Here is a 22,138-nt window from a genome sequence, read left to right on the forward strand (position 1 = left end):
GGTCTTCCGCCGCAAGCGGCACCACGGTGGGCGTCACGACGTCACCTCCGGGGCCTCAGTGGACTCCGGCAGGACCGCCGGGCCGATACGGACGAGGTCGCCGGGGTGCGCGCCGGTGTCGGAAGTGACGCCTCCCCCGGCCGAGTTCAGCGGCAGCCAGACCACGCGGTCGGGCATCTCCGTGACCTGGAGCGGCAGCGCGGTCGTCCCGGCCGGGCCGGTGACGGCGAGGAGGTCGCCGTCCTTCACGCCCGCCTCCGCCGCCGTGGCCGCCGACACGCGCGCGTGGGCCGCGTGCCGCGTACCGGCCAGCGCCTCGTCGCCGTCCTGGAGGCGGCCCTGGTCGAGCAGCAGCCGGTGACCGGCGAGCACGGCCTCTCCGGAGGCGGGCCTCGGCGGTTGGCCGCCTGTCTCCAGGGGCTCGGTGGCGTGCGGCCCGTCCCAGGCTCCGAGCCGGTCCAGCTCACGGCGGAGCGTCGCCAGGTCCGGCAGGCCGAGGTGGACGTCACCGGCGTCGGCCAGCATGTGCAGCACGCGCGCGTCGGTGGGCGCCAGCCTGCGCGTCATCTGGTCCGGCTTCAGCGCGGCATCGAACATCCGCGCCCTGCCCTCCCAGTTGAGGAACGTGCCCGGCTTCTCCGCGACCGCGGCCACCGGCAGGACGACGTCCGCCCGCTCCGTCACCTCGCTGGGGCGCAGCTCCAGCGAGACCAGGAAGCCGACCGCGTCGAGCGCCTCACGCGCGCGTGCCGGGTCGGGCAGGTCGGCGACCTCGACGCCCGCGACGAGCAGCGCGCCGAGTTCGCCGGTCGCGGCGGCCTCGACGATCTGCCCCGTGTCACGGCCGTAGCGGTGCGGGAGTTCGGCGACGCCCCAGGCGACCGCGGTCTCCTCCCGCGCGCGCGGGTCGGTGGCCGGACGCCCGCCGGGCAGCAGCGACGGCAGCGCGCCCACCTCGACGGCGGCCCGCTCCCCCGCCCTGCGCGGGATCCACACCAGTTGGGCGCCGGTCGCGGAGGCGGCCCGTACGGCCGCGGTGAGCCCGCCGGGCACGGCCGCGAGCCGCTCGCCGACGACGATGACCGCGCCTGGAGCACGCAGCGCCTGGGCCGCCTCTGCCCCGTCGTCCGCCAGGCCGACCCCGGCGGCGAGCGCGTCCAGCCACTCCGTCTCGGTGCCGGGAGCCGCGGGCAGCAGCGTGCCGCCCGCCTTCTCCAGGCCGCGGGTGGCGTGTGTGGCGAGGGAGAAGGTGCGCTGGCCGTGCTTGCGCCAGGCCTTGCGCAGCCGGAGGAAGACGCCGGGCGCCTCCTCCTCGGACTCCAGGCCGGCGAGCAGGACGGTGGGTGCCTTCTCCAGGGCCGCGTACGTGACGCCGCTCCCGTCGAGGTCGACTCCCCGTCCGGCCACCCGTGCGGCGAGGAAGTCGGCCTCCTCGCTGCTGTGCACGCGCGCGCGGAAGTCGATGTCGTTCGTGTCGAGCGCCACGCGCGCGTACTTGCTGTACGCGTAGGCGTCCTCCACGGTGAGCCGACCGCCGGTCAGCACACCCGCCCGGCCGCGCGCGGCGGCCAGTCCACGGGCCGCGACCGCCAGGGCCTCGGGCCAGCTGGCGGGCTCCAGCTCACCCGAGGCGTTGCGCACCAGGGGGTTCGTGAGCCGGTCGGGCCGCTGCGCGTAGCGGAAGCCGAAGCGTCCCTTGTCGCACATCCACTCTTCGTTGACCTCGGGGTCCTCCGCCGCCAGGCGCCGCATGACCTTGCCGCGCCGGTGGTCCGTGCGGGTCGCGCAGCCGCCCGAGCAGTGCTCGCACACCGACGGCGACGACACCAGGTCGAACGGGCGCGAGCGGAAGCGGTACGCCGCCGAGGTGAGCGCGCCGACCGGGCAGATCTGGATGGTGTTCCCGGAGAAGTACGACTCGAAGGGGTCGCCCTCGCCGGTGCCGACCTGCTGGAGGGCGCCGCGCTCGATGAGTTCGATCATCGGGTCGCCGGCGATCTGATTGGAGAACCGGGTGCAGCGCGCGCACAGCACGCACCGCTCACGGTCGAGCAGCACCTGCGTGGAGATCGGCACCGGCTTCTCGTACGTTCGCTTCTTGCCGTCGAAGCGGGAGTCGGTGTCGCCGACCTGCATCGCCTGGTTCTGCAGGGGGCACTCGCCGCCCTTGTCGCAGACCGGGCAGTCCAGCGGGTGGTTGATGAGCAGCAGTTCCATCACGCCGCGCTGCGACTTCTCGGCGACCGGCGAGGTCAGCTGCGACTTCACGACCATGCCGTCGGTGCAGGTGATGGTGCAGGACGCCATCGGTTTGCGCTGTCCCTCCACCTCCACGATGCACTGGCGGCAGGCGCCCGCCGGGTCGAGCAGCGGGTGGTCGCAGAACCGGGGGATCTCGATGCCGAGCAACTCGGCGGCGCGGATCACGAGCGTCCCCTTCGGGACGCTGATCTGGATGCCGTCGATCGTCAGTGAGACGAGGTCCTCGGGCGGAACGGCCGCCTCACCGCCCCCGGAGGGAGCGCTGTTCGTGGTCACTGTCATGCGTTCACCTCCGTGTGCTGGTCGGCCCGGTCGCTCCAGAGAGTCGACTTGGCCGGGTCGAAGGGGCAGCCCTTGCCGGTGATGTGCTGCTCGTACTCCTCACGGAAGTACTTGAGTGAGGAGAAGATCGGCGAGGCGGCGCCGTCGCCGAGTGCGCAGAAGGACTTGCCGTTGATGTTGTCGGCGATGTCGTTCAGCTTGTCGAGGTCGGCCAGGACGCCCTTGCCGGCCTCGATGTCGCGGAGCAACTGCACCAGCCAGTACGTTCCTTCGCGGCAGGGCGTGCACTTTCCGCAGGACTCATGGGCGTAGAACTCCGTCCAGCGGGTCACCGCCCGCACGACGCAGGTCGTCTCGTCGAAGCACTGCAGCGCCTTCGTGCCGAGCATCGAACCGGCGGCGCCCACGCCCTCGTAGTCGAGGGGGACGTCGAGGTGCTCGTCGGTGAACATCGGCGTCGAAGAGCCGCCGGGCGTCCAGAACTTGAGCCGGTGCCCCGCCCGCATGCCGCCGCTCATGTCGAGCAGCTGGCGCAGCGTGATGCCGAGCGGGGCCTCGTACTGGCCGGGGCTGGTGACGTGGCCGCTCAGCGAGTAGAGCGTGAAGCCCGGGGACTTCTCGCTCCCCATGGACTTGAACCAGTCTTTTCCGCGGTTGAGGATCGCGGGAACCGACGCGATGGACTCGACGTTGTTCACGACAGTGGGGCATGCGTAAAGGCCCGCGACAGCCGGGAAAGGGGGACGCAGTCGCGGTTGGCCTCGACGGCCTTCGAGCGAGTCGAGCAGCGCGGTCTCCTCACCGCAGATGTACGCGCCCGCGCCCGCGTGCACGGTGAGTTCCAGATCGAGTCCGCTGCCCAGGACGTTCTTGCCGAGGTAGCCCGCCGCATAGGCCTCGCGGACGGCTTCGTGCAGCCTGCGCAGCACGGGGACGACCTCGCCCCGCAGATAGATGAAGGCATGCGACGAACGGATCGCGTAGCACGCGATCACGATCCCCTCGATGAGGGAATGCGGGTTCGCGAAGAGGAGCGGGATGTCCTTGCAGGTCCCCGGCTCCGACTCGTCGGCGTTGACAACTAGATAGTGCGGCTTGCCGTCTCCCTGCGGGATGAACTGCCACTTCATCCCGGTGGGGAACCCCGCGCCGCCCCGGCCCCGCAGGCCCGAGTCCTTCACGTACGCGATGAGGTCGTCCGGGTCCATGGCGAGCGCCTTGCGCAGGCCCTCGTAGCCCTCGTGCCGCCGGTAGGTCTCCAGCGTCCAGGGCTTCTCCTCGTCCCAGAAGGCCGAAAGGACCGGTGAGAGCAGCTTCTCGGGGCTGGTCTCGTTGTTGATCTCGGCTGCCAAGGTCATCACTCCCCCTCCTCGGCCGTCGGTCCGGCCGGGTGGGCCGGGTCGGATGCCGAGGTCTGCTGCGGTGCGTCGTGCGAGCTGAGGTGCTCGGCGGGCGCCTCGTCCTGGGGGCCTCCCGCGCGCGGGTGGACGACGCGCCGTTGCGGCGCCTCGCCCTTGGCCAGGCGCAGTCCGATCAGTGAGGCGGGGCCCGCGCCACCACTCGCCTCGACGGCGCCGGGCCGCTCGTCGGGGAAGCCCGCCAGGATCCGGGCGGTCTCCTTGTAGGTGCAGAGCGGCGCGCCCCGGGTGGGCTCCACGGGGGCGCCCGCGCGCAGGTCGTCCACGAGCCGCTTGGCGGACTCGGGGGTCTGGTTGTCGAAGAACTCCCAGTTGACCATCACCACGGGGGCGAAGTCGCAGGCGGCGTTGCACTCGATGTGTTCGAGCGTGATCTTGCCGTCCTCGGTCGTCTCGTCGTTGCCGACGCCGAGGTGCTGCTTGAGCTCGTCGAAGATCGCGTCACCGCCCATGACCGCGCAGAGCGTGTTGGTGCAGACGCCGACCTGGTAGTCACCGGAGGGCTTGCGCCGGTACATGGTGTAGAAGGTCGCGACGGCCGTGACCTCGGCCGTGGTCAGGCCGAGCACATCGGCGCAGAACCGCATGCCCGTGCGCGTGACGTGCCCCTCCTCCGACTGCACCAGGTGCAGCAGGGGAAGGAGCGCGGACCGCGAGTCCGGGTAGCGGGCGATGATCTCCTTGGCGTCCGCCTCCAGCCGGGCCCGGACGTCGGCCGGGTAGGCGGGGGCGGGAAGTTGGGGCATGCCCAGGCTGACGCCCGCGGCCTTCTCGGAAGGAGTGGTGGTCACCGGTCGACGCCTCCCATCACGGGGTCGATGGACGCGACGGCGACGATGACGTCGGCGACCTGGCCGCCCTCGCACATCGCCGCCATGGCCTGCAGGTTGGTGAAGGACGGGTCGCGGAAGTGGACCCGGTAGGGGCGGGTGCCGCCGTCGGAGACGACATGCACGCCCAGCTCGCCCTTGGGCGACTCGACCGCTGTGTACGCCTGTCCCGCGGGGACCCGGAAGCCCTCGGTCACCAGCTTGAAGTGGTGGATCAGGGCCTCCATGGAGGTGCCCATGATCTTCTTGATGTGGTCGAGGGAGTTGCCGAGGCCGTCGGGGCCGAGCGCCAGTTGGGCGGGCCAGGCGATCTTCTTGTCCTCGACCATGACGGGTCCGGGCGCGAGCCGGTCCAGGCACTGCTCGACGATGCGCAGCGACTGCCGCATCTCTTCGAGGCGGATCAGGAAGCGGCCGTAGGAGTCGCAGGTGTCCGCGGTCGGGATGTCGAAGTCGTAGTTCTCGTAGCCGCAGTAGGGCTGGGACTTGCGCAGGTCGTGGGGCAGGCCCGCCGAGCGCAGGACGGGGCCGGTGGCGCCGAGGGCCATGCACCCGGCGAGGTCGAGGTAGCCGACGTCCTGCATACGGGCCTTGAAGATGGGGTTGCCGGTGGCGAGCTTGTCGTACTCGGGAAGGTTCTTGTCCATCTTCTTCACGAACTCGCGGATCTGGTCCACCGCGCCCGGCGGCAGGTCCTGGGCGAGTCCGCCGGGCCGGATGTACGCGTGGTTCATCCGCAGGCCGGTGATCAGCTCGTAGATGTCGAGAATCAGTTCACGATCCCGGAAGCCGTAGATCATGATTGTCGTCGCGCCGAGTTCCATGCCGCCGGTGGCGATGCACACCAGGTGGGAGGAGAGGCGGTTGAGCTCCATGAGGAGCACGCGGATGATTGTGGCGCGGTCCGGGATCCGGTCCTCGATGCCGAGGAGCTTCTCGACCCCGAGGCAGTACGCCGTCTCGTTGAAGAACGACGTCAGGTAGTCCATGCGCGTGACGAACGTCGTGCCCTGCGTCCACGTGCGGTACTCGAGGTTCTTCTCGATGCCCGTGTGCAGATAGCCGATGCCGCAGCGGGCCTCGGAGACGGTCTCGCCCTCGATCTCCAGGATGAGGCGGAGGACGCCGTGCGTGGAGGGGTGCTGGGGCCCCATGTTGACGATGATGCGCTCGTCGTCGGCCCTCGCGGCGGACTGGACGACCTCGTCCCAGTCGCCGCCGGTGACCGTGTATACGGTCCCTTCGGTGGTCTCCCGGGCAGAAGCGTGGGAAGTGCTCATCAGCTGTACGACCTCCGCTGGTCCGGAGCCGGGATCTGGGCGCCCTTGTACTCGACGGGGATGCCGCCGAGGGGGTAGTCCTTGCGCTGCGGGAAGCCCTGCCAGTCGTCCGGCATCATGATCCGCGTCAGGGCCGGGTGGCCGTCGAAGACCAGCCCGAAGAAGTCGTACGTCTCGCGCTCGTGCCAGTCGTTCGTCGGGTAGACGGAGACCAGCGAGGGGACGTGCGGATCGGCGTCGGGGGCGCTGACTTCGAGGCGGATCAGCCGGTTGTGGGTGATCGAGCGCAGGTGGTAGACGGCGTGCAGCTCGCGGCCCTTGTCCTCCAGGAAGTGCACCCCCGAGACGCCCGTGCAGAGCTCGAAGCGCAGGGCCGGGTCGTCGCGCAGCGTCTGGGCGACGCGCAGGAGGTGCTCGCGCGCGATGTGGAAGGTCAGCTCGCCGCGGTCGACGACCGTCTTCTCGATCGCGTTCTCCGGGAGCAGGCCCTGTTCCTCCAGGGCGCCCTCCAGTTCGTCGGCGACCTCGTCGAACCAGCCGCCGTAGGGGCGCGCGGACGCGCCGGGCAGGGCGATGGTCCGTACGAGGCCGCCGTAGCCGGAGGTGTCCCCGCTGTCGTCGGCGCCGAACATGCCCTTGCGTACGCGGATGACCTCGCCGGTCTCGTCGCGTGGGGCGGGGACGCCGTTCGCGGCCCCGTTCAGGTGCTCGTCGCTCACCGCAGCAGCCCCTTCATCTCGATGGTGGGGAGCGCCTTGAGGGCCGCCTCCTCCGCCTCGCGGGCCGCTTCTTCCGCGTTCACGCCGAGCTTGCCGCCCTGGATCTTCTGGTGAAGCTTGAGGATCGCGTCCATCAGCATCTCGGGCCGCGGCGGACAACCAGGCAAATAGATGTCAACAGGGACGACATGGTCCACACCCTGCACAATCGCGTAATTGTTGAACATCCCACCCGATGAGGCGCAAACTCCCATCGAGATCACCCACTTGGGGTTGGGCATCTGGTCATATACCTGCCGCAGCACCGGCGCCATCTTCTGGCTCACCCGGCCGGCCACGATCATCAGATCGGCCTGGCGCGGCGAGCCGCGGAAGACCTCCATGCCGAAGCGCGCCAGGTCGTACCGCCCCGCGCCCGTCGTCATCATCTCGATGGCGCAGCACGCGAGGCCGAACGTGGCGGGGAAGACGGATGACTTGCGCACCCAGCCCGCGGCTTGTTCGACGGTGGTCAGCAGAAATCCGCTCGGCAGTTTCTCTTCGAGTCCCATGCTCTTTGGCCCCTCAGACCTTTAGTCCCATTCCAGGCCGCCGCGCCGCCATACGTACGCGTACGCGACGAAGACGGTGAGCACGAAGAGCAGCATCTCCACGAGCCCGAAAATCCCCAGCGCGTCGAAGGTGACGGCCCAGGGGTAGAGGAAGACGATCTCGATGTCGAAGACGATGAAGAGCATCGCCGTCAGGTAGTACTTGATGGGGAAGCGCCCACCACCGGCCGGCGTCGGCGTCGGCTCGATACCGCACTCATAGGCCTCTAGCTTCGCGCGGTTGTACCGCTTTGGACCGATAAGCGTGGCCATGACCACGGAGAAGATCGCAAAGCCTGCCCCGAGGGCTCCCAGCACGAGGATGGGCGCATAGGCGTTCACGCTCCTCGCTCCTCTCAGTCGGCACTGACTGTTGGCGGTTACGTCGGGCCGAGCCCCGGCTCGCACTGAAGATCGCTTACATGTGAAGCAGGTCACAAGCCCAACTGCCCCGCATCTTATGCCCGGCGGTCTGTGATCTGCGACACGGGGTGCGACAACGGCTTTGTGATCTCCACCACCTGACGAAGGATCATGAAGTCGGATGAGCGGTGATCTTCGTACGCGAAGCGCCTGAGTGATCACTAGAGGTGACATCCCACCGTGTCACCCCAGGTCGAAGGCCTGTCGCTCTATCAAGAGATATCGGAAGCAGGCAAATTGGCGCTGGACCGGATCACTTGATAAAGGCGCCGCGTTCACACCTTGGCGGCAGAGGTGGGGACAGATGTGGACGCGTGCGCCGATTCACGAGCGTTGGTTCGGAATCCACCCGGAGGGCAGGCGAAAAGTACGGGACATCTCAGGGAGGTCTCAGCCAGATCTCAGGGAGACCCCTGACCTCGTTACACTGTGACCTGCGCCACAGTGACTCCCGTGCCCAATCAACCGGGCTTGGCCATCTGCCTCAACCGGTGGTAGACCGCAGGCAATTCGGGCGTATCACTGAAAACCCATGATCACAGGCGTGATCACGAGTGTCCGCATTGCCCGTTACGGCGTCAATAAGAAGCGACACGCCCGGGATTCGGGCTCGCGAGCCGCAACTGTGGCGCAGCACACGTTTCTTGATGGGAACCGCGAGTCCCTGGTACCGGTTGTTCTCATGTCCCACACCGCTCACATACCCAGCCACCGGAAGCCCCGTCGCAGCGCCTCCAAGATCGCCCTGCGCGCCGGAGTTGCCGGTGGCGTCCTCAGCACCCTGGCAGTGGCCGCGGCGGCCGGTACGGCGAACGCGGCCGAGCCGGTGACCGAGACCATCGAGATGCCCACGCTCACCACCGATCTGTCCGCTCAGATCGCGCAGTCGGCGGATGTCACCCAGCAGGCCGCCGACACGTACGAGTCGCGTGCCGAGCAGGACGCGGCCGCCGCCAAGGCCGCCAAGCAGGCCAGGGCGGACCAGGCGCTGGCCGAGAAGAAGGCCGAGGCCAAGCGCAAGGCCGAGGCCGCCGCGGAGAAGAAGGCCGAGGAGGAGCGCGCCTCCCGCGCCACCGAGCGGACGTCGCTCTCCACCCAGTCGACGTCGGGCTCCTCTTCCGGTTCCGGTTCCGATTCCGCTTCCACCGCCTCGAACACGACCGCCCCGGCCAGCGGAAGCGTCGGCACGGTCATCAGCTTCCTCAAGGCGCAGCTCGGTGACGCGTACGTGATGGGCGCCTCGGGCCCCAACGCCTGGGACTGCTCCAGCCTGGTGCAGGCCGCGTTCAAGCAGGCGGGCGTGGACCTCCCGCGCGTCTCGCAGGACCAGTCGGTCTCCGGCACGCCGGTCTCGCTCTCCAACATCCAGGTGGGCGACATCCTTTACTGGGGCGGCGCCGGTTCCGCGTACCACGTCGGTGTGTACATCGGTAACGGCCAGTACCTGGACGCCGCCAACCCCAGCAAGGGCGTTGTCATCCAGGACCTGTCGGGTTACCCGGCCTCGGGCGCTGTGCGCGTCCTGTGACGGCCTCGTAGAGACACGACCAAGGGCCGGGAGCCCCCACGGGGGGTTCCCGGCCCTTGGCATGCCCTGAGGCGCCTTCTCAGGCGTTCTCCGGGTCTTCCCGGGCGCTCTTTCGAGCCTTCTCACGCGTTCTTTGGGCTGAGTTCCGCCATGCGCGACCAACCGGTGCCCGGAATCTCCGTGTTCACGATCTCCGGAACCGTGGCGATCGCCTCCGCCATCGTCTCCATGGCGGCCTTGAAGTGGTCCGAGCCGACGTGCGCGGCACCGGCGTCCCCGTCGGCGAAGGCCTCCAGGAGCACGAACTGGTTCGGGTCCTCGACCGACCTGGACCACTCGAAGAAGACGTTGCCCGGCTCCGCGCGCGTGGCGGTGGTGAATGCGGCGGTCCGCTCGATCCAGCTGTCGCTGTGCTCGGGGCGGACGGTGAACTTGACGGCAATAAATATCATGCGTCCATTTTGCACCGAACTGCTCTCGCCGCGCGCACGGGCCGTCGGCGCGCCGACTACGCCTTCGGTGCCACCTTGCTCAGCCCGTTGATGATGCGGTCCATGGCGTCGCCGCCCGTCGGGTCGGTCAGGTTCGCCAGCATCTTCAGCGTGAACTTCATCAGGACGGGGTGGGTCAGACCCCGCTGCGCGGCGATCTTCATGACCTTCGGGTTGCCGATGAGCTTCACGAAGGCGCGGCCCAGCGTGTAGTAGCCGCCGTAGGTCTCCTTGAGGGTCTGCGGGTAGTTCCGCAGCGCCAGTTCGCGCTGGGCGGGGGTGGCACGCGCGTGTGCCTGCACGATGACGTCGGCGGCGATCTGGCCGGACTCCATGGCGTACGCGATGCCCTCGCCGTTGAACGGGTTGACCAGGCCGCCCGCGTCACCCACCAGGAGCAGCCCCTTGGTGTAGTGCGGCTGGCGGTTGAAGGCCATCGGCAGGGCGGCGCCGCGGATCGGCATCGTCATGTTGTCCGGGGTGTACCCCCAGTCCTCCGGCATCGACGCGCACCAGGCCTTGAGCACCTCGCGCCAGTCGAGCTCGCGGAAGGCCTTGGAGGAGTTGAGGATGCCGAGGCCGACGTTGGACGTGCCGTCGCCCATGCCGAAGATCCAGCCGTAGCCGGGCAGGAGCCGGTCCTCGGCCCCGCGGCGGTCCCACAGCTCCAGCCAGGACTCCAGGTAGTCGTCGTCGTGGCGCGGCGAGGTGAAGTACGTCCGCACGGCGACGCCCATCGGGCGGTCCTCGCGGCGGTGCAGGCCCATCGCCAGCGAGATCCGCGAGGAGTTGCCGTCGGCCGCGACGACCAGCGGGGCGTGGAAGGTGACCGGGGTCTTCTCCTCGCCGAGCTTGGCGTGCACGCCGGTGATGCGGCCGGTGCGGTCGTCGATGAGCGGTTCGCCGACGTTGCAGCGCTCGTGCAGCCGCGCGCCCGCCTTCTGTGCCTGGCGGGCGAGCTGCTCGTCGAAGTCGTCGCGCTTCCGTACGAGGCCGTAGTCGGGGTAGGAGGCGAGATCCGGCCAGTCCAGCTGGAGCCGTACACCGCCACCGATGATGCGGAGACCCTTGTTCCGCAGCCAGCCGGCCTCTTCGGAGATGTCGATTCCCATGGAGACGAGCTGCTTGGTGGCGCGCGGGGTCAGCCCGTCACCGCAGACCTTCTCCCGTGGGAACGCGGTCTTCTCAAGGAGGAGGACGTCGAGCCCGGCCTTCGCCAGGTAGTACGCCGTCGTCGAGCCGGCGGGTCCGGCTCCGACGACGATGACGTCCGCTGTGTGTTCGGAGCGGGGCTCGGTCACGGCGGGTTCTCCCCAAGGCTCGAAATCTGTGTGCCGACCGGCACGGGATACGGGCAGTCTATGAGGCGGTACCGATCAGCCAGCCGAAGGGCCACACGTGACCGAGCAGACCGAGACCTTGCCCGCCGTACAGCTTCCCGCCGTACGGTTGCGCGTCCCCACCCACGAGGACGCCTTCGCCTGGCACCGGCTCTTCGACGACCCCGAGGTCATGGAGTTCCACGGCGGTGCGTCGGCGGAGCTGTCCATGTACGAGGAGCTGACCGCCCGGCAGCGCAGACACGACGCCGAACGGGGCTACTGCCTGTGGACGTTGCTGGACGAGTCCGGTGAGCCGATCGGCTTCACGGGCGGCCAGCCCTGGCCCCACCCCTGGGGCCCGACCGGCGAGATCGAGATCGGCTGGCGGCTGACCCGCGCTGCCTGGGGCAAGGGGTACGCGACCGCGGCCGCCCGCGCCACCGTCGAGCGGTTGCGCGCGGCGGGCGTGCCGAGCGTGGTGGCGATGGTCGCCGCCGGCAACGAACGCTCCGTCGCGGTGACCCGCCGGATCGGCATGGAGCTGGGCGAGACGTTCACGAGGCCGCAGCCGCCGGGCGCCGACGGCTCGCGGCGCGTGGCCTACTGCTTCCGGCTCGCTCTGTAGCGGGGCCGGGGCAGCGGGTCCAGGGCAGCGGTGCGCCCGGGGGCCGCCGGCCGTTCAGTCCGTCAGCCGCCAGGTCTCCAGCGCGGTCCGGTGCGTCTTCGCGCCCTCGCCGACGGGCCAGAAGTCCTCGCGCCAGGAGAGCTGGATCGCGTACTCGGTGCCGTTCTCCGCGACGTAACTCTGGTTGATGGCGTGGATCGTCCGGCCTGCCTCATCGGTGTACGTGTACTCCCAGATCGCGCCGTCCCGCCCCTGGAAGGTGTTCTCCTCCATCCGGATCCGGTCGTAGTCCGACTTGTCCGGGGCGGACTTGGTGTGCTTCTCGATGTTCGCGAAGTTCTCGTACGAGGTGTAGGGCGCGGCCGTGACGACGCCGACGAGGAACTCCTCGCGGCCGGTGGAGCCCGCGTACGTGATCTGCCCCGGCCGCTCCGGGTCCACGGACTGCCGCGTCCAGCCCTCCGGGACCGCGAAGGAGAAGCCCTCGGAGTCCGTCACGCGCTCGGAACCCTTGGGGACTTCGGCCTCTTCGGCGGTTCCGGGGTCCGTGCTGTCCGTGTCCTGCGACGTCGCGGGGCCGGGCTCCTGGCTCGGTTCCTGGTTCGGTTCCTGGTTCGGTTGCCGGCTCGGCTCCTCGGATCGGCTGACCGAGGGCTTGTCGTCCCGTCCCGCGTTGTCGGCCTTGTCGTCGCCGCTGTCCTGCCAGACCAGAATGCCGGCGGTCGCACCCCCGCCGATGAGGAAGGCCCCGGCAAGCGTGCCCACCCAGACGCCGACACGGCCGCGCGGCTTGGTGGCGGCGGGGGGCTGGGGGCCGAGGTGGACGGCGTGGAGGGGGTGGACGGGGTGGTCGGGGTGATGGGGGTTGGGAATGTACGCGGGTGTGGGGGTGCCCGTGGGGGGCGTGCCGGATGCGATGGGCGCGCCGGGAGGGGGCGCGCCGGGTGCGGACTGTGTGACGTACGCGGCGGCCTCCTCGGGAGTGGTCCCGGTGGAGGCGGCTCCGGGGGGAGTCGCCCCGGCGGAAGTGGGCGCGGCGGGATTCGCCCCGGTGGGCACCGAGTCGGCGGGAGTCGCCCCGGTGGGCGCGGAGCCGGCGGGCACAACCCCGGCAGGAGCAGCCCCAGTGAGCGCGGAGTCAGCGGGCACGGCCCCGGCAGGAGCAGCCCCCGTGGGCGCGGAGCCGGCGGGCACAACCCCGGCAGGAGCAGCCCCAGTGAGCGCGGAGTCAGCGGGCACGGCCCCGGCAGGAGTCGCCCCCGTGGGCGCGGAGTCGGTGGGAGTCCCTGCAGGAGCCGCCGTAAGCGGCGGCACCCCAGGTGCGTACGCGGGCGCCGCCGGGGCGTCGCTCTGTCCCGTCATCCGCAGCAGATAAGGCCCTAGCAGCGTCGCCGCGAAGATCCACAGCAACCCGAACAGCAGCACCTCCGGGACGCTGAGCCCGGCCTCCACGCTGCCGTCGCCGCCGGCTCCGCCGAAACCCGAACTCCCGCCGGTGACGGCGCCGGACGCCTCCACGCCGAACCCGCCGACCCCGGCGAGCAGCAGGATGAGCCCGAAGAAGACGGCGGCGGACAGCAGTTGTTCGCCACGGCCGACGCAGCGCCGCGCGGCGAGGACGCCGATCGTGAGCGCGCAGACCAGGCCGAGCGCCAACGCGCCGACGACCGCCCAGTCATTGGTGACGTCACCCAGTTCGGAGAGGCCGAAGGACTCGCTCTCGTACCCGCCTCCGTACCGTGAGCTGCTGCCGCGCACGGAGGTCTCCGCGGCGGCGCCCCAGCCGATGCCGAGCGCCGCGACGGCGAGGTTCGGCAGGATGAGCAGGGCGACCAGGAGCGGCGAGACGCCGTCGTCGTCGAGGTCGGTGATCTCCTTCAGGTCGTCCACCTGGGCGAGGCTGATGAAGGCGACGACCGAGCAGAGTACGAGGACGACGACCAGGGCGCGCAGCGCGGTGCCGACGACCCGGACGGCAGCCTGTGCGCCGGGCCTCGCAACGGCCGGGCCATCGCGGTGCAGCACCCCGCAGGAGACGACGAGCGCGAGCACCAGCGCGCCGAGCGCGGCGAGCGCCGGGGACGACGACAGCTCGATGCCCTCGATCTCGGGCTGCGCGAACAGCGCGAGGACCAGCACGCCCGCGGTCACCAACAGCGCGACGCGCAGCGCCGCTTCGAGCCCGGCCGTGCCGCCGCCCTGGTGACCGCCCAGGTGACCGTGCCCCCGCGCGATAAGGCGGTTGCGCAGAACGCGTACGCCGATGAAGAGCGCCGCGATCCACAGTGCGGTCACCGTCAGTGGGACCAGGTGCAGGGAGGCGGCGCCTTCCAGTGCGGACCCGGAGGCGTCCGACCCGAGTCCGCCCGGCCCCATTCCATTCGACTCGCTCTCGCCGAAGCCCGGTCGCTGCTCACTGCCCGTCAGTTCAAAGCCGCCGCCCACCGATTGGAGCAGCAGGGCGAGGCTGATCCGCAGGCGGTCGGTGAAGTCGACGACCACCTCGTCGTCCTGTCCGTACGCCGGGATGGCGATGCCTATGGCGCCGATGAGCAGCAGCGCGATGGGCCAGAGCGCGGCCTGCGCGGCTCCCGCCCAGTCGCCGCGGAACGCCCGCCCGAAGAAGGCGCCGACGGCGAAGGGTGCGGTGGGAGCGGGAGTGGGGGTGTACGTCGGTGGGGGTGGTGACGCGGGTGGGGGCGGGGTGGCGGCCGTGTCGCTGCTGTTGTCGGTGGCCGGAACTGCTGGCTCCGGGGCCTTCGTTGGAGTGGGCGGCGCCTCCGGTGCCGGCGGCTCGGGAAGGCGTTCCTTGCCGCACTTCATGCAGAAGCGGGCCTCGTCGGGGGCAGGTGCCCCACAGTGCGGGCAGTACGACGCCATCAAACGCTCCGTCACAGTCCAGGAGATCACCCGCGAGCGGGAAGGACCGACCCACTTGTAAGAGCCGTATAAGTTCCGGCGAGGGTCGTATCAACGGACACATCTTGCCCGGTGGCCGGTTCCCGCCCGGACCCAGATCCCTGTTCTCAACTCAAGCGTTACGGAGCGTGCCGCGCGTTCAGCGCTGCTTGAATCCCCGGTGCAGTGCCACGACGCCGCCCGTCAGGTTCCGCCAGGCCACCTTCGACCAGCCCGCGTCCCGCAGGCGCGCGGCGAGCGCGGGCTGGTTCGGCCAGGAGCGGATCGACTCGGCGAGGTAGACGTACGCGTCGGGGTTGGAGGACACCGCGCGGGCGACCGGCGGCAGCGCCCGCATCAGGTACTCCGTGTAGACCGTCCTGAACGGCTTCCACGTAGGGCTGGAGAACTCGCAGATCACGACGCGTCCGCCCGGCTTCGTCACGCGGTACAGCTCGCGCAGGGCCGCGTCGGTGTCCTGGATGTTGCGCAGCCCGAAGGAGATGGTGACGGCGTCGAAGGTGTCGTCCTTGAACGGCAGCTTCGTGCCGTCGCCCGCCGTGAACGGCATCCAGGGGTGGCGGGCCTTGCCGACCCGCAGCATGCCGAGCGAGAAATCGCAGGGCACGACGTACGCGCCGGCCTGGGCGAAGGGCTGCGAGGAGGTGGCGGTGCCGGCGGCGAGGTCCAGGACCTTCTGCGCGGGGCGCGCGTCGACGGCCTTGGCGACCTCCTTGCGCCAGAGGCGGGCCTGGCCGAGGGAGAGCACGTCGTTGGTGAGGTCGTATCGTTCCGCGACGTCGTCGAACATCGTGGCGACGTCGTGCGGCTGCTTGTCCAATGAGGCGCGGGTCACCCGGCCTATTGTGTCAGGCCGGTCTTCTCTCTTGGCGGGGGCCTCTCGCCTGCGGCGGGCTTCTCGCGGGGGCGTCTGCGTGACGCTGGCGCTCGGCGGGTGCGGGTTTGTTTGTGGTTGCTCGCGCAGTTCCCCGCGCCCCTGGAAGGGCTGCGCCCCCCTTCGCCTGCGGCGGGCCCTGTGCGGCGCGTCTGCCTCGTGCTCTCGCTCGGCGGGTGCGGGTTTGTTCGTGGCTGGTCGCGCCGTTCCCCGCGCCCCTGGGAGGGCTGCGCCCCTCCCCCTTGTGGTCAGCGGGATCTGTACACCAAACGGCCGGCCACTACCGTCGCCACGCATGTTGACGTGCCTCGGCGGGGCAGGTCCGCTCGGGTGGGGACGTCGAAGATCGCGAAGCGGGCGGGGGCGGACTTGGTCAGGGGTGGGAGGAGGATCAGGGGGGTTGGCGAGAGGGAGGGTGGCGCTGGGAGTTTTGGGGGGCGGCGGCCTACCGCCAGGCCTGCTCTGCGGACCGCGTCGATGACGGGGCGGGCCCGCAGTTCGCCCGCCACGGCCACCGTGCCGTGCGCCAGCAGCCGCTGCACGCCGCGCCGCGCGCTGGCGCCGAGGCGCGACGGGTCGGCGCGGAAGATGGCACGGGCGCGCTCCCCCGCGATGGGTTCCGTGCCGAGTTCGTCGGCCTCGCGCGGGTCGGGGTGGTAAGTGGCTTCGAGGAGTTCGGGGCCGTACGGGTTGAGCAGACCCGGCGTCAGGACGCCGGGCCAGCGACGGACGCGGGCGGACGGATGCGCCGCCGCCAGACTCTCGTACGGGCCGACCGCGGCGATGATCGCCCCGTCGGCCAGGACCGCCGCCTCAGGCGAGTGTTCGGCGACGTGAAGTGTCAGCAAGGCGGCCTCAGTTGCCGGCGAGGAGCTTCAGCTCCGGGTGAGCCGTGCCGCCCTCGATCGCGGTGGACGAGATGTGCGAGGCGACGCGGTCGTCGACCGGGTCGTTCGCCGGGTCGTCGTGCACGACGAGGTGCTCGTACGTGGTGGCGCGCTGGGCCGGTACACGGTCCGCCGTGCGGATCATGTCGATCATCTCGCGGAGGTTCGAGCGGTGCTTGGCACCGGCCGATGAGACCACGTTCTCCTCCAGCATGACCGAGCCGAGGTCGTCCGCTCCGTAGTGGAGGGTGAGCTGGCCGGCCTCCTTGCCCGTCGTCAGCCAGGAGCCCTGGATGTGCGCCACGTTGTCGAGGAAGATGCGGGCGATCGCGATCATGCGGATGTACTCGAAGATCGTCGCCTGCGTACGGCCCTTGAGGTGGTTGTTCTCGGGCTGGTACGTGTACGGGATGAAGGCCCGGAAGCCCCCCGTCCGGTCCTGCACGTCGCGGATCATCCGCAGGTGCTCGATGCGCTCGGCGTTGGTCTCACCCGTGCCCATGAGCATGGTGGAGGTGGACTCGACACCGAGGTTGTGGGAGATCTCCATGATCTCCAGCCAGCGCTCGCCGCTCTCCTTGAGCGGGGCGATGGCCTTGCGCGGACGGGCGGGGAGCAGCTCGGCGCCGGCGCCGGCGAAGGAGTCGAGGCCCGCGGCGTTGATCCGCTTGATGGCCTCCTCGACGGAGACCTTGGAGATGCGGGCCATGTGCTCGACCTCGGACGCGCCGAGCGAGTGGATGACCAGCTGCGGGTAGTTCTGCTTGATCGCGGCGAAGTGCTTCTCGTAGTACTCGACGCCGTAGTCCGGGTGGTGACCGCCCTGGAACATGATCTGCGTACCGCCCAGCTCGACGGTCTCCGCGCAGCGGCGCAGGATGTCGTCGAGGTCGCGGCTCCAGCCCTTCTTGGTGTCCTTCGGGGCGGCGTAGAAGGCGCAGAACTTGCAGGCCGTCACGCAGACGTTCGTGTAGTTGATGTTGCGCTCGATGATGTACGTCGCGATGTGCTCCGTACCGGCGTAACGGCGGCGGCGCACGGCGTCGGCGGCGGCGCCGAGGGCGTGCAGCGGGGCGTCCCGGTAGAGGGCGAGCGCCTCCTCGGGAGTGATCCGCCCACCTGCGGCGGCACGGTCGAGGACGGACTGAAGGTCGGCCTTCTCGGTCACCGGGGCGTCCCTTTCGTAAGGGTTGTGGACGGACCAAGCCAGCGTACGCCAGCCCTTCCAGGGCCCTGACGTCAGGCGGTGTACGCCCCGAGCAGCACTCCCACGAAGGCGCCGCCCAGCAGGAACGGCCCGAAGGGGATCGCCGTCTTCCGCCCGGCGCGGCGGGCGGCGACGAGCCCGATGCCGTACAGCGAGGCGAGGACGAACCCGGCGAAGGTCCCGAGCAGCAGCACGCCCCACCCGTACCATCCGAGCACCGCCCCCAGGGCGAGGGCGAGCTTCACGTCGCCGAAGCCCATGCCGTTGGGGTTGATGAGGAACAGCACGAAGTACGCACCGGCCAGCGCGAGCGCCCCGTACAGCGCCCCTGTCCACTCCCCCGCGTGCTCGGGCAGCAGCGCGGCGCCGCCGAGCAGCACGAGCGCGGCCCCGGCGAGCGGAAGGGTCAGGACATCCGGCAGCCGGTGCACTCCGAGGTCGACCACGGTGAGCAGCACGCCGAAGGGCGCGATCAGGAGCCAGACGCCCAGCTCCGGCCGGGTGCCGGTGGCGGTGGCGAGGGCGGCGCAGACGGCCGCGGTGGCGATGGCGACCAGGGCGGTGCTGGGCCCGTACGACCGCCCGTGCCCGCACCTCGCGAGCCCGACCCAGCCACCGAGCGGGTGCCCCTCAGGACACTCCCGCCGCCAGCTCTCGTCGGGCTTGACGGAGAGCCGGTAGGCGGCGCGGGGCACGAGGGTCCCGGCGAGGGCCCCCCAGAGGCCGCCGAGGAGGACGAGGAGGGCGGTCATGACGGTCACCATTCAGCGCGGGGCAACGGGTGGGCAGGGGGCATCCGCCGCGAACCGGCGGTCCAGCCGCCTCCGTCACCCCACCGCCGAAAGTCCACTGCGCCAGGTCGGCAGAAGCTCGTCCAGCAAGGCTTCAGTCCGGGGCGGCAGCCCCCGCGCCCCGCTCCGCGCGAGAAGATCCGCCGCCACCCGCTGAAGCCGAGCGGAATCCTCCGTGGCGGCCGTGGCCCGGAGCAACTCATTCCACAGCCGCTCGTCCCCCGGCGCCGAGCCCAGCGCGGCGTTCATCGCCTCGATCGCCTTCTCCACCCGCCCCTTCTCCAGGTGGAACTCGGACAGAGCGAGCCCGATGTCGGCCACGAGCAACGGAAGCTGCGCGTCGATGATCTCGTGCGTGAGCCACCCGTACCGCCCCTGCGGCCGGTCGGCGAGCAGCGGCCCGCGTACGAGCACCAGCGCGTCGGTGAGCATCCGCCCGCGCACGGCACGGTTGCCGGCGCCGCGCCCCCGCGTGGCCTCGTGGTAGAGCGAGCGCAGCACGTCCAGGTCGGAGACGACGGACTTGGCGAGCGTGAGCCGCCCGTTCTGATTGGCCCGCAGCCGGGGCGCCCCGTCGGGGTCGGTGCCGAGCCACTCGCGCAGCCGCTCGACGAGCGCGTCGCGCACGTCCTCGGTGACGCCGCGCGGCCACAGCGCGGACGCGAGGACCCGGGGGTGGACGCCTTCGCGGTGCAGGAGCAGCAGGGCGAGCGCCTCGTGCATCAGCGCGCTGCGCTCACCGTCCGGCGTGTCGAGGCCGATGATCTCGTACGTACCGACGAGGCGGGCGTAGACCGCGGGCCGCCCCTGCTCGGTGACGTCGACGAGGAACGGCGGCGCGGCGCCCGCGGGCCCGTCGTCGGGGCCCGTGGGGTGGCCGTCCCTGTCCGGGGCGGCCTCGGTGAAGAGCTGGACGACGGCGCGCTGCTGGGCCTCGGGCAGCGTCTGGGCCTCCAGTTCGAGGCCGAGCAGCGGGGCGAGCAGCTTGCCCGCGCTGGTGATCTCCATCTGCCAGGCGGCGCCGGGCAGATCCCCCGACTCCGTACCGACGAGGTAGCCGATGCCGAGACGGCTGGCGTCGGCGGCGAGTTCGGCGAGCTTGGCGGCGTCCTCGCCGGTCGGTTCAGCGGCGAGGAGCACGAGGTGCGGGGCCCAGCGGGTGTGCTGGGCGGGGCCGGTGCGGCCGGTGAGCACGGAGTCGTGTCCGGCGGCGCCGAGCGCGCCGCGCCGCTGCCGTGTCTCGGCCTCCATGGTCTCCAGGAGGGCTTCGACGTCCTCCAGGTGCCGCAGCCGGTTGGGCGCGAGCGGGGTGAGGTCCTGCCCGAAGCCGACGACGGTGATGGTCATGCGGTCCGACCAGCCGTTGGTGGCGAGTTCGGCGGCGACCGACGCGAAGACGGCGGCGCGGTCGGACTCGCCGCCGCTCAGCGAGACGATGCCGGGTACGGACTCCAGGTTGAGGAGCAGCCGTGACTCCTCGGGGGCGCCGAGGGTGCCGAGGCTGACGAGCCCCGGGTAGGGCGCGGCGGTGTCCGCGTCCTCGTACCGCTCGGCGTCGGTGCGGGCCAGCATCCAGAACGTCTGGTCCTGCCCCAGCTGCCACGGCGCCGGCGGGCGTCCGGCGGGCTGGGCGAGCTGGAGGTGCAGGTCGCCGTTGCTCAGCCAGGCCGCGTACACGGTCGGCAGGGCGCGGTTCTCCTCGGCGAGCGAGGCGGCGAGGCCGCGCAGCGACAGGTCGAGCAGGCGTACGCCCTCGGGGTCGGCGCCCACGAGCAGCGCGTCCTGCACATCGGCGGCGTCCCCGGTCGGGGTCGGCGGCTGCATGCCGCGGCGGCCGCCGACCGCGCCCATGGCCGACTGCCACAGGGCGTGCCGGCGACGGCGCCCGAGGGCACCGAGCAGACCGGCGGCGAGGAGGGGCGCGCCGAGGAGCGCCTCGGGCAGCCCGAAGCCGGAGCCCTCGGACTGACTGCCGCCGGTGGCGGAGGGGGCTTCGGGCGTGGCGGGTGCCTCAGGCGTGGCGGGTGTCTCGGGCGTGGCCGGGGCCTGCGGCATCGCGGGCTTCTCCGGCGCGGAGGGCCGCTGTTCGGGGAGGACGATGTGCGCGGTGTCGCGGTCGACGGAGCTGCCGCCGCCCTGCTGACCCCCCTGTTCCCCACTGCCCTGCCGGCCGCCGCCGCCCTGTCGCTGGTCCCCGGTCTTGGAGTAGTCGGAGATCTGCTCCTTGACGTCCTGCGACACCTTGGGCGCCTCGTCGGGCATCTCGACGAGCTCGCCGCCGTGCGCGTCCGCGGGCATCTCCATGATCCAGCCCGGCCGGATGAGACTGGCTTCGGAGAGCTTCGAACCGTCGGGCTGCTCGCGGTCCTTGTTGAGCTGGTAGATCTCCTTGTACCGGCGGCCGTCGCCCAGGTGCCGCTCGGCGACCTCCCACAGGGAGTCGTGGTGGCGCCCCTCGGGCGGCTGGATCCGGTAGTACTTCGTGTCCCCGTCCTTGGCGCCGCTGCCGCCGTCCGCGTGCGCGGCGGCCTGCTCGGCCTGCGCGGCGAGGGCGTCGGCGGCGCCGGCGGCCTGCTGCCGCTCCTGCCCGAAGAGGCCCCCCGGGGTCTGCTGGGCGCTCGCGGCGGACGCGGGCTTCTGGTTCCCCTCCAACGACTGCCCGAACTGCGAGAGCCCCGGCGCGAAACTGGCCGCGGTGGCGCCCACGAGGAGGAGGGCGGCGACCAGTTGCCGCGCGAGCATCTGGCTGCCACCGGCGCCGGGCACCCGGCTCGGGATCCCGACGCCGGAGAGCGCGGCCTTTATCTCGACGAGTACGCAGGCGGTGAACTGCGCCCAGGCGAACCAGACGACGACGGTCAGCACGTTGATGAACGTGCCGACGGTGATCTCCTGCTGCAACCAGCTCAGCGAGGGCGCCCCACCCGGCAGCGGCCACCCCACGAACACCGCGAGGGCTCCGGGCACACCGACCAGGAGCACGGCCAACGCCACAAAGGCGAGGAAGGCCTTGACGAAATCCCCGAGGGAACGCCGACGCCGGGGCAGAGGCTGCGGCGTCCGGTTCCGCGGCGACCGCGGATCAGGCGGGCTCGTCGAGCGTGAGGTGGTGCGCGCCATGTCGGGTGTCCTGGTGTCCTGTGGGGAGGAGTGGATAGAGGGGTGAGTGGTAGTAACAAAAGCCTACTGAGGTGATGGTACGGAAGGGGAACCGTTCCGCCCTGTCCACCGACGCGATCTCGGCCGGAGACGGTTCCCGGCCCACGCGGTAGCGTCGTCGACGCCGCTTCCTGTCGGCGGGACGCGGTGAATCACCCAAGGGGGACATGACTATGGGCAAGGGCAAGAGCGACCTCGCGGTTCCGATCACCGACCTGGAGGACTACGGCAGACGCCTGCGCTCCATCAAGGACCGCATGAACCGCACCAAGAAGATCTTCGAGTCCTACCGCGACGACATCGGCGACGGCGGTGTGTACGACTCCCTGGAGGACTTCGAGTCCAACTGGGAGGACGGCCGCGAGGACATCGGCCAGCAGTTGGACCAGCTGGCGGACCTCTCCGACGCGGTCGTACGCGAGTTCAAGAAGCTCGACGACGACTTGGCGAAGGAGGTCAACGACGCGGTGAAGGTGAACGGGAAGGGCGGCAAGGGCGGCAAGGACGGTGGCGGCGCGAAGTAGCCGAGTT

The 22,138-nt window shown here is 70.8% G+C and carries 18 protein-coding genes; 3 read left to right on the forward strand and 15 right to left on the reverse strand.

Features of this window, described 5'->3' with window-relative positions; all coding sequences use genetic code 11:
• Positions 1 to 33 precede the first annotated feature (33 nt).
• The 7 genes from ACWDZ7_RS01980 to ACWDZ7_RS02010 are packed head-to-tail and all read right to left on the reverse strand — an operon-like array spanning position 34 to position 7,723.
• Positions 34 to 2,544, reverse strand: a complete 2,511-nt coding sequence (locus tag ACWDZ7_RS01980) for an NADH-quinone oxidoreductase subunit G (RefSeq protein ID WP_451794010.1) — start codon at positions 2,542 to 2,544, stop codon at positions 34 to 36.
• A complete protein-coding gene (gene nuoF, locus ACWDZ7_RS01985) occupies positions 2,541 to 3,902 on the reverse strand; it encodes an NADH-quinone oxidoreductase subunit NuoF (RefSeq protein ID WP_451794012.1) in 1,362 nt (453 codons plus the stop codon). The genes ACWDZ7_RS01980 and nuoF overlap by 4 nt, the downstream gene beginning before the upstream one ends.
• A complete protein-coding gene (gene nuoE / locus ACWDZ7_RS01990) occupies positions 3,902 to 4,753 on the reverse strand; it encodes an NADH-quinone oxidoreductase subunit NuoE (RefSeq protein WP_451794013.1) in 852 nt (283 codons plus the stop codon). Before nuoE ends, nuoF begins: the two co-directional genes overlap by 1 nt.
• Positions 4,750 to 6,072, reverse strand: a complete 1,323-nt coding sequence (locus ACWDZ7_RS01995) for an NADH-quinone oxidoreductase subunit D (RefSeq protein ID WP_451794015.1) — start codon at positions 6,070 to 6,072, stop codon at positions 4,750 to 4,752. The genes nuoE and ACWDZ7_RS01995 overlap by 4 nt, the downstream gene beginning before the upstream one ends.
• A complete protein-coding gene (locus tag ACWDZ7_RS02000) occupies positions 6,072 to 6,791 on the reverse strand; it encodes an NADH-quinone oxidoreductase subunit C (protein WP_451794017.1) in 720 nt (239 codons plus the stop codon). Before ACWDZ7_RS02000 ends, ACWDZ7_RS01995 begins: the two co-directional genes overlap by 1 nt.
• Complete coding sequence (locus tag ACWDZ7_RS02005; protein ID WP_127911059.1) at positions 6,788 to 7,342, reverse strand: NuoB/complex I 20 kDa subunit family protein; 555 nt, start codon at positions 7,340 to 7,342, stop codon at positions 6,788 to 6,790. Before ACWDZ7_RS02005 ends, ACWDZ7_RS02000 begins: the two co-directional genes overlap by 4 nt.
• Positions 7,343 to 7,363: 21 nt before the next feature.
• Positions 7,364 to 7,723, reverse strand: a complete 360-nt coding sequence (locus ACWDZ7_RS02010) for an NADH-quinone oxidoreductase subunit A (protein WP_003992243.1) — start codon at positions 7,721 to 7,723, stop codon at positions 7,364 to 7,366.
• Between the two features lie 763 nt (positions 7,724 to 8,486).
• Here ACWDZ7_RS02010 and ACWDZ7_RS02015 point away from each other — a divergent pair.
• A complete protein-coding gene (locus ACWDZ7_RS02015) occupies positions 8,487 to 9,332 on the forward strand; it encodes a C40 family peptidase (protein ID WP_451794019.1) in 846 nt (281 codons plus the stop codon).
• 122 nt (positions 9,333 to 9,454) lie between these two features.
• Here ACWDZ7_RS02015 and ACWDZ7_RS02020 read toward each other — a convergent pair whose 3' ends face one another.
• Both ACWDZ7_RS02020 and ACWDZ7_RS02025 read right to left on the reverse strand, forming a co-directional pair.
• Positions 9,455 to 9,784, reverse strand: a complete 330-nt coding sequence (locus ACWDZ7_RS02020; RefSeq protein WP_451794021.1) for a putative quinol monooxygenase — start codon at positions 9,782 to 9,784, stop codon at positions 9,455 to 9,457.
• A gap of 56 nt (positions 9,785 to 9,840) precedes the next feature.
• Complete coding sequence (locus tag ACWDZ7_RS02025) at positions 9,841 to 11,124, reverse strand: geranylgeranyl reductase family protein (RefSeq protein WP_451794023.1); 1,284 nt, start codon at positions 11,122 to 11,124, stop codon at positions 9,841 to 9,843.
• Between the two features lie 97 nt (positions 11,125 to 11,221).
• Here ACWDZ7_RS02025 and ACWDZ7_RS02030 point away from each other — a divergent pair, with 97 nt between their 5' ends.
• Complete coding sequence (locus ACWDZ7_RS02030) at positions 11,222 to 11,770, forward strand: GNAT family N-acetyltransferase (RefSeq protein WP_451794025.1); 549 nt, start codon at positions 11,222 to 11,224, stop codon at positions 11,768 to 11,770.
• 54 nt (positions 11,771 to 11,824) lie between these two features.
• Here ACWDZ7_RS02030 and ACWDZ7_RS02035 read toward each other — a convergent pair whose 3' ends face one another.
• From ACWDZ7_RS02035 to ACWDZ7_RS02060, 6 genes are all read right to left on the reverse strand, one after another.
• Positions 11,825 to 14,650 (reverse strand): zinc-ribbon domain-containing protein, encoded by a 2,826-nt coding sequence (locus ACWDZ7_RS02035; protein ID WP_451794027.1) that lies wholly within the window; start codon positions 14,648 to 14,650, stop codon positions 11,825 to 11,827.
• Between the two features lie 178 nt (positions 14,651 to 14,828).
• On the reverse strand, positions 14,829 to 15,524 hold the full coding sequence (locus ACWDZ7_RS02040; protein ID WP_451794029.1) for a demethylmenaquinone methyltransferase: 696 nt from the start codon (positions 15,522 to 15,524) through the stop codon (positions 14,829 to 14,831).
• A 287-nt stretch (positions 15,525 to 15,811) separates the two neighbouring features.
• Positions 15,812 to 16,411 carry a hypothetical protein gene (locus tag ACWDZ7_RS02045; RefSeq protein WP_451794031.1) on the reverse strand — a complete coding sequence of 200 codons (600 nt, stop codon included), beginning with the start codon at positions 16,409 to 16,411 and terminating at the stop codon, positions 15,812 to 15,814.
• Between the two features lie 7 nt (positions 16,412 to 16,418).
• Entirely contained in the window at positions 16,419 to 17,618 is a 1,200-nt protein-coding gene (gene mqnC / locus ACWDZ7_RS02050) for a cyclic dehypoxanthinyl futalosine synthase (RefSeq protein ID WP_451794032.1), read from the reverse strand.
• A 71-nt stretch (positions 17,619 to 17,689) separates the two neighbouring features.
• The gene (locus ACWDZ7_RS02055) at positions 17,690 to 18,409 is read right to left on the reverse strand and encodes a prepilin peptidase (RefSeq protein ID WP_451794033.1); all 720 of its coding nucleotides are present in this window, start codon (positions 18,407 to 18,409) and stop codon (positions 17,690 to 17,692) included.
• 75 nt (positions 18,410 to 18,484) lie between these two features.
• Positions 18,485 to 21,568, reverse strand: coding sequence for a BTAD domain-containing putative transcriptional regulator (locus ACWDZ7_RS02060; protein ID WP_451794034.1), 3,084 nt, complete (start codon positions 21,566 to 21,568; stop codon positions 18,485 to 18,487).
• A 212-nt stretch (positions 21,569 to 21,780) separates the two neighbouring features.
• Here ACWDZ7_RS02060 and ACWDZ7_RS02065 point away from each other — a divergent pair, with 212 nt between their 5' ends.
• Complete coding sequence (locus tag ACWDZ7_RS02065) at positions 21,781 to 22,131, forward strand: hypothetical protein (protein ID WP_451794166.1); 351 nt, start codon at positions 21,781 to 21,783, stop codon at positions 22,129 to 22,131.
• Positions 22,132 to 22,138: the final 7 nt, after the last annotated feature.

This window comes from Streptomyces sp. NPDC003032 (assembly GCF_053591415.1).

Excerpts from the sequence above, each read along its gene's own strand:
- ACWDZ7_RS01980 (WP_451794010.1), bottom strand. The coding sequence starts at position 2,544 with ATGACAGTGACCACGAACAGCGCTCCCTCCGGGGGCGGTGAGGCGGCC.
- nuoF (WP_451794012.1), bottom strand. The coding sequence starts at position 3,902 with ATGACCTTGGCAGCCGAGATCAACAACGAGACCAGCCCCGAGAAGCTG.
- ACWDZ7_RS01995 (WP_451794015.1), bottom strand. The coding sequence starts at position 6,072 with ATGAGCACTTCCCACGCTTCTGCCCGGGAGACCACCGAAGGGACCGTA.
- ACWDZ7_RS02005 (WP_127911059.1), bottom strand. The coding sequence starts at position 7,342 with ATGGGACTCGAAGAGAAACTGCCGAGCGGATTTCTGCTGACCACCGTC.
- ACWDZ7_RS02015 (WP_451794019.1), top strand. The coding sequence starts at position 8,487 with ATGTCCCACACCGCTCACATACCCAGCCACCGGAAGCCCCGTCGCAGC.
- ACWDZ7_RS02020 (WP_451794021.1), bottom strand. The coding sequence starts at position 9,784 with ATGATATTTATTGCCGTCAAGTTCACCGTCCGCCCCGAGCACAGCGAC.
- ACWDZ7_RS02035 (WP_451794027.1), bottom strand. The coding sequence starts at position 14,650 with ATGGCGTCGTACTGCCCGCACTGTGGGGCACCTGCCCCCGACGAGGCC.
- ACWDZ7_RS02055 (WP_451794033.1), bottom strand. The coding sequence starts at position 18,409 with ATGACCGCCCTCCTCGTCCTCCTCGGCGGCCTCTGGGGGGCCCTCGCC.
- ACWDZ7_RS02060 (WP_451794034.1), bottom strand. The coding sequence starts at position 21,568 with ATGGCGCGCACCACCTCACGCTCGACGAGCCCGCCTGATCCGCGGTCG.
- ACWDZ7_RS02065 (WP_451794166.1), top strand. The coding sequence starts at position 21,781 with ATGGGCAAGGGCAAGAGCGACCTCGCGGTTCCGATCACCGACCTGGAG.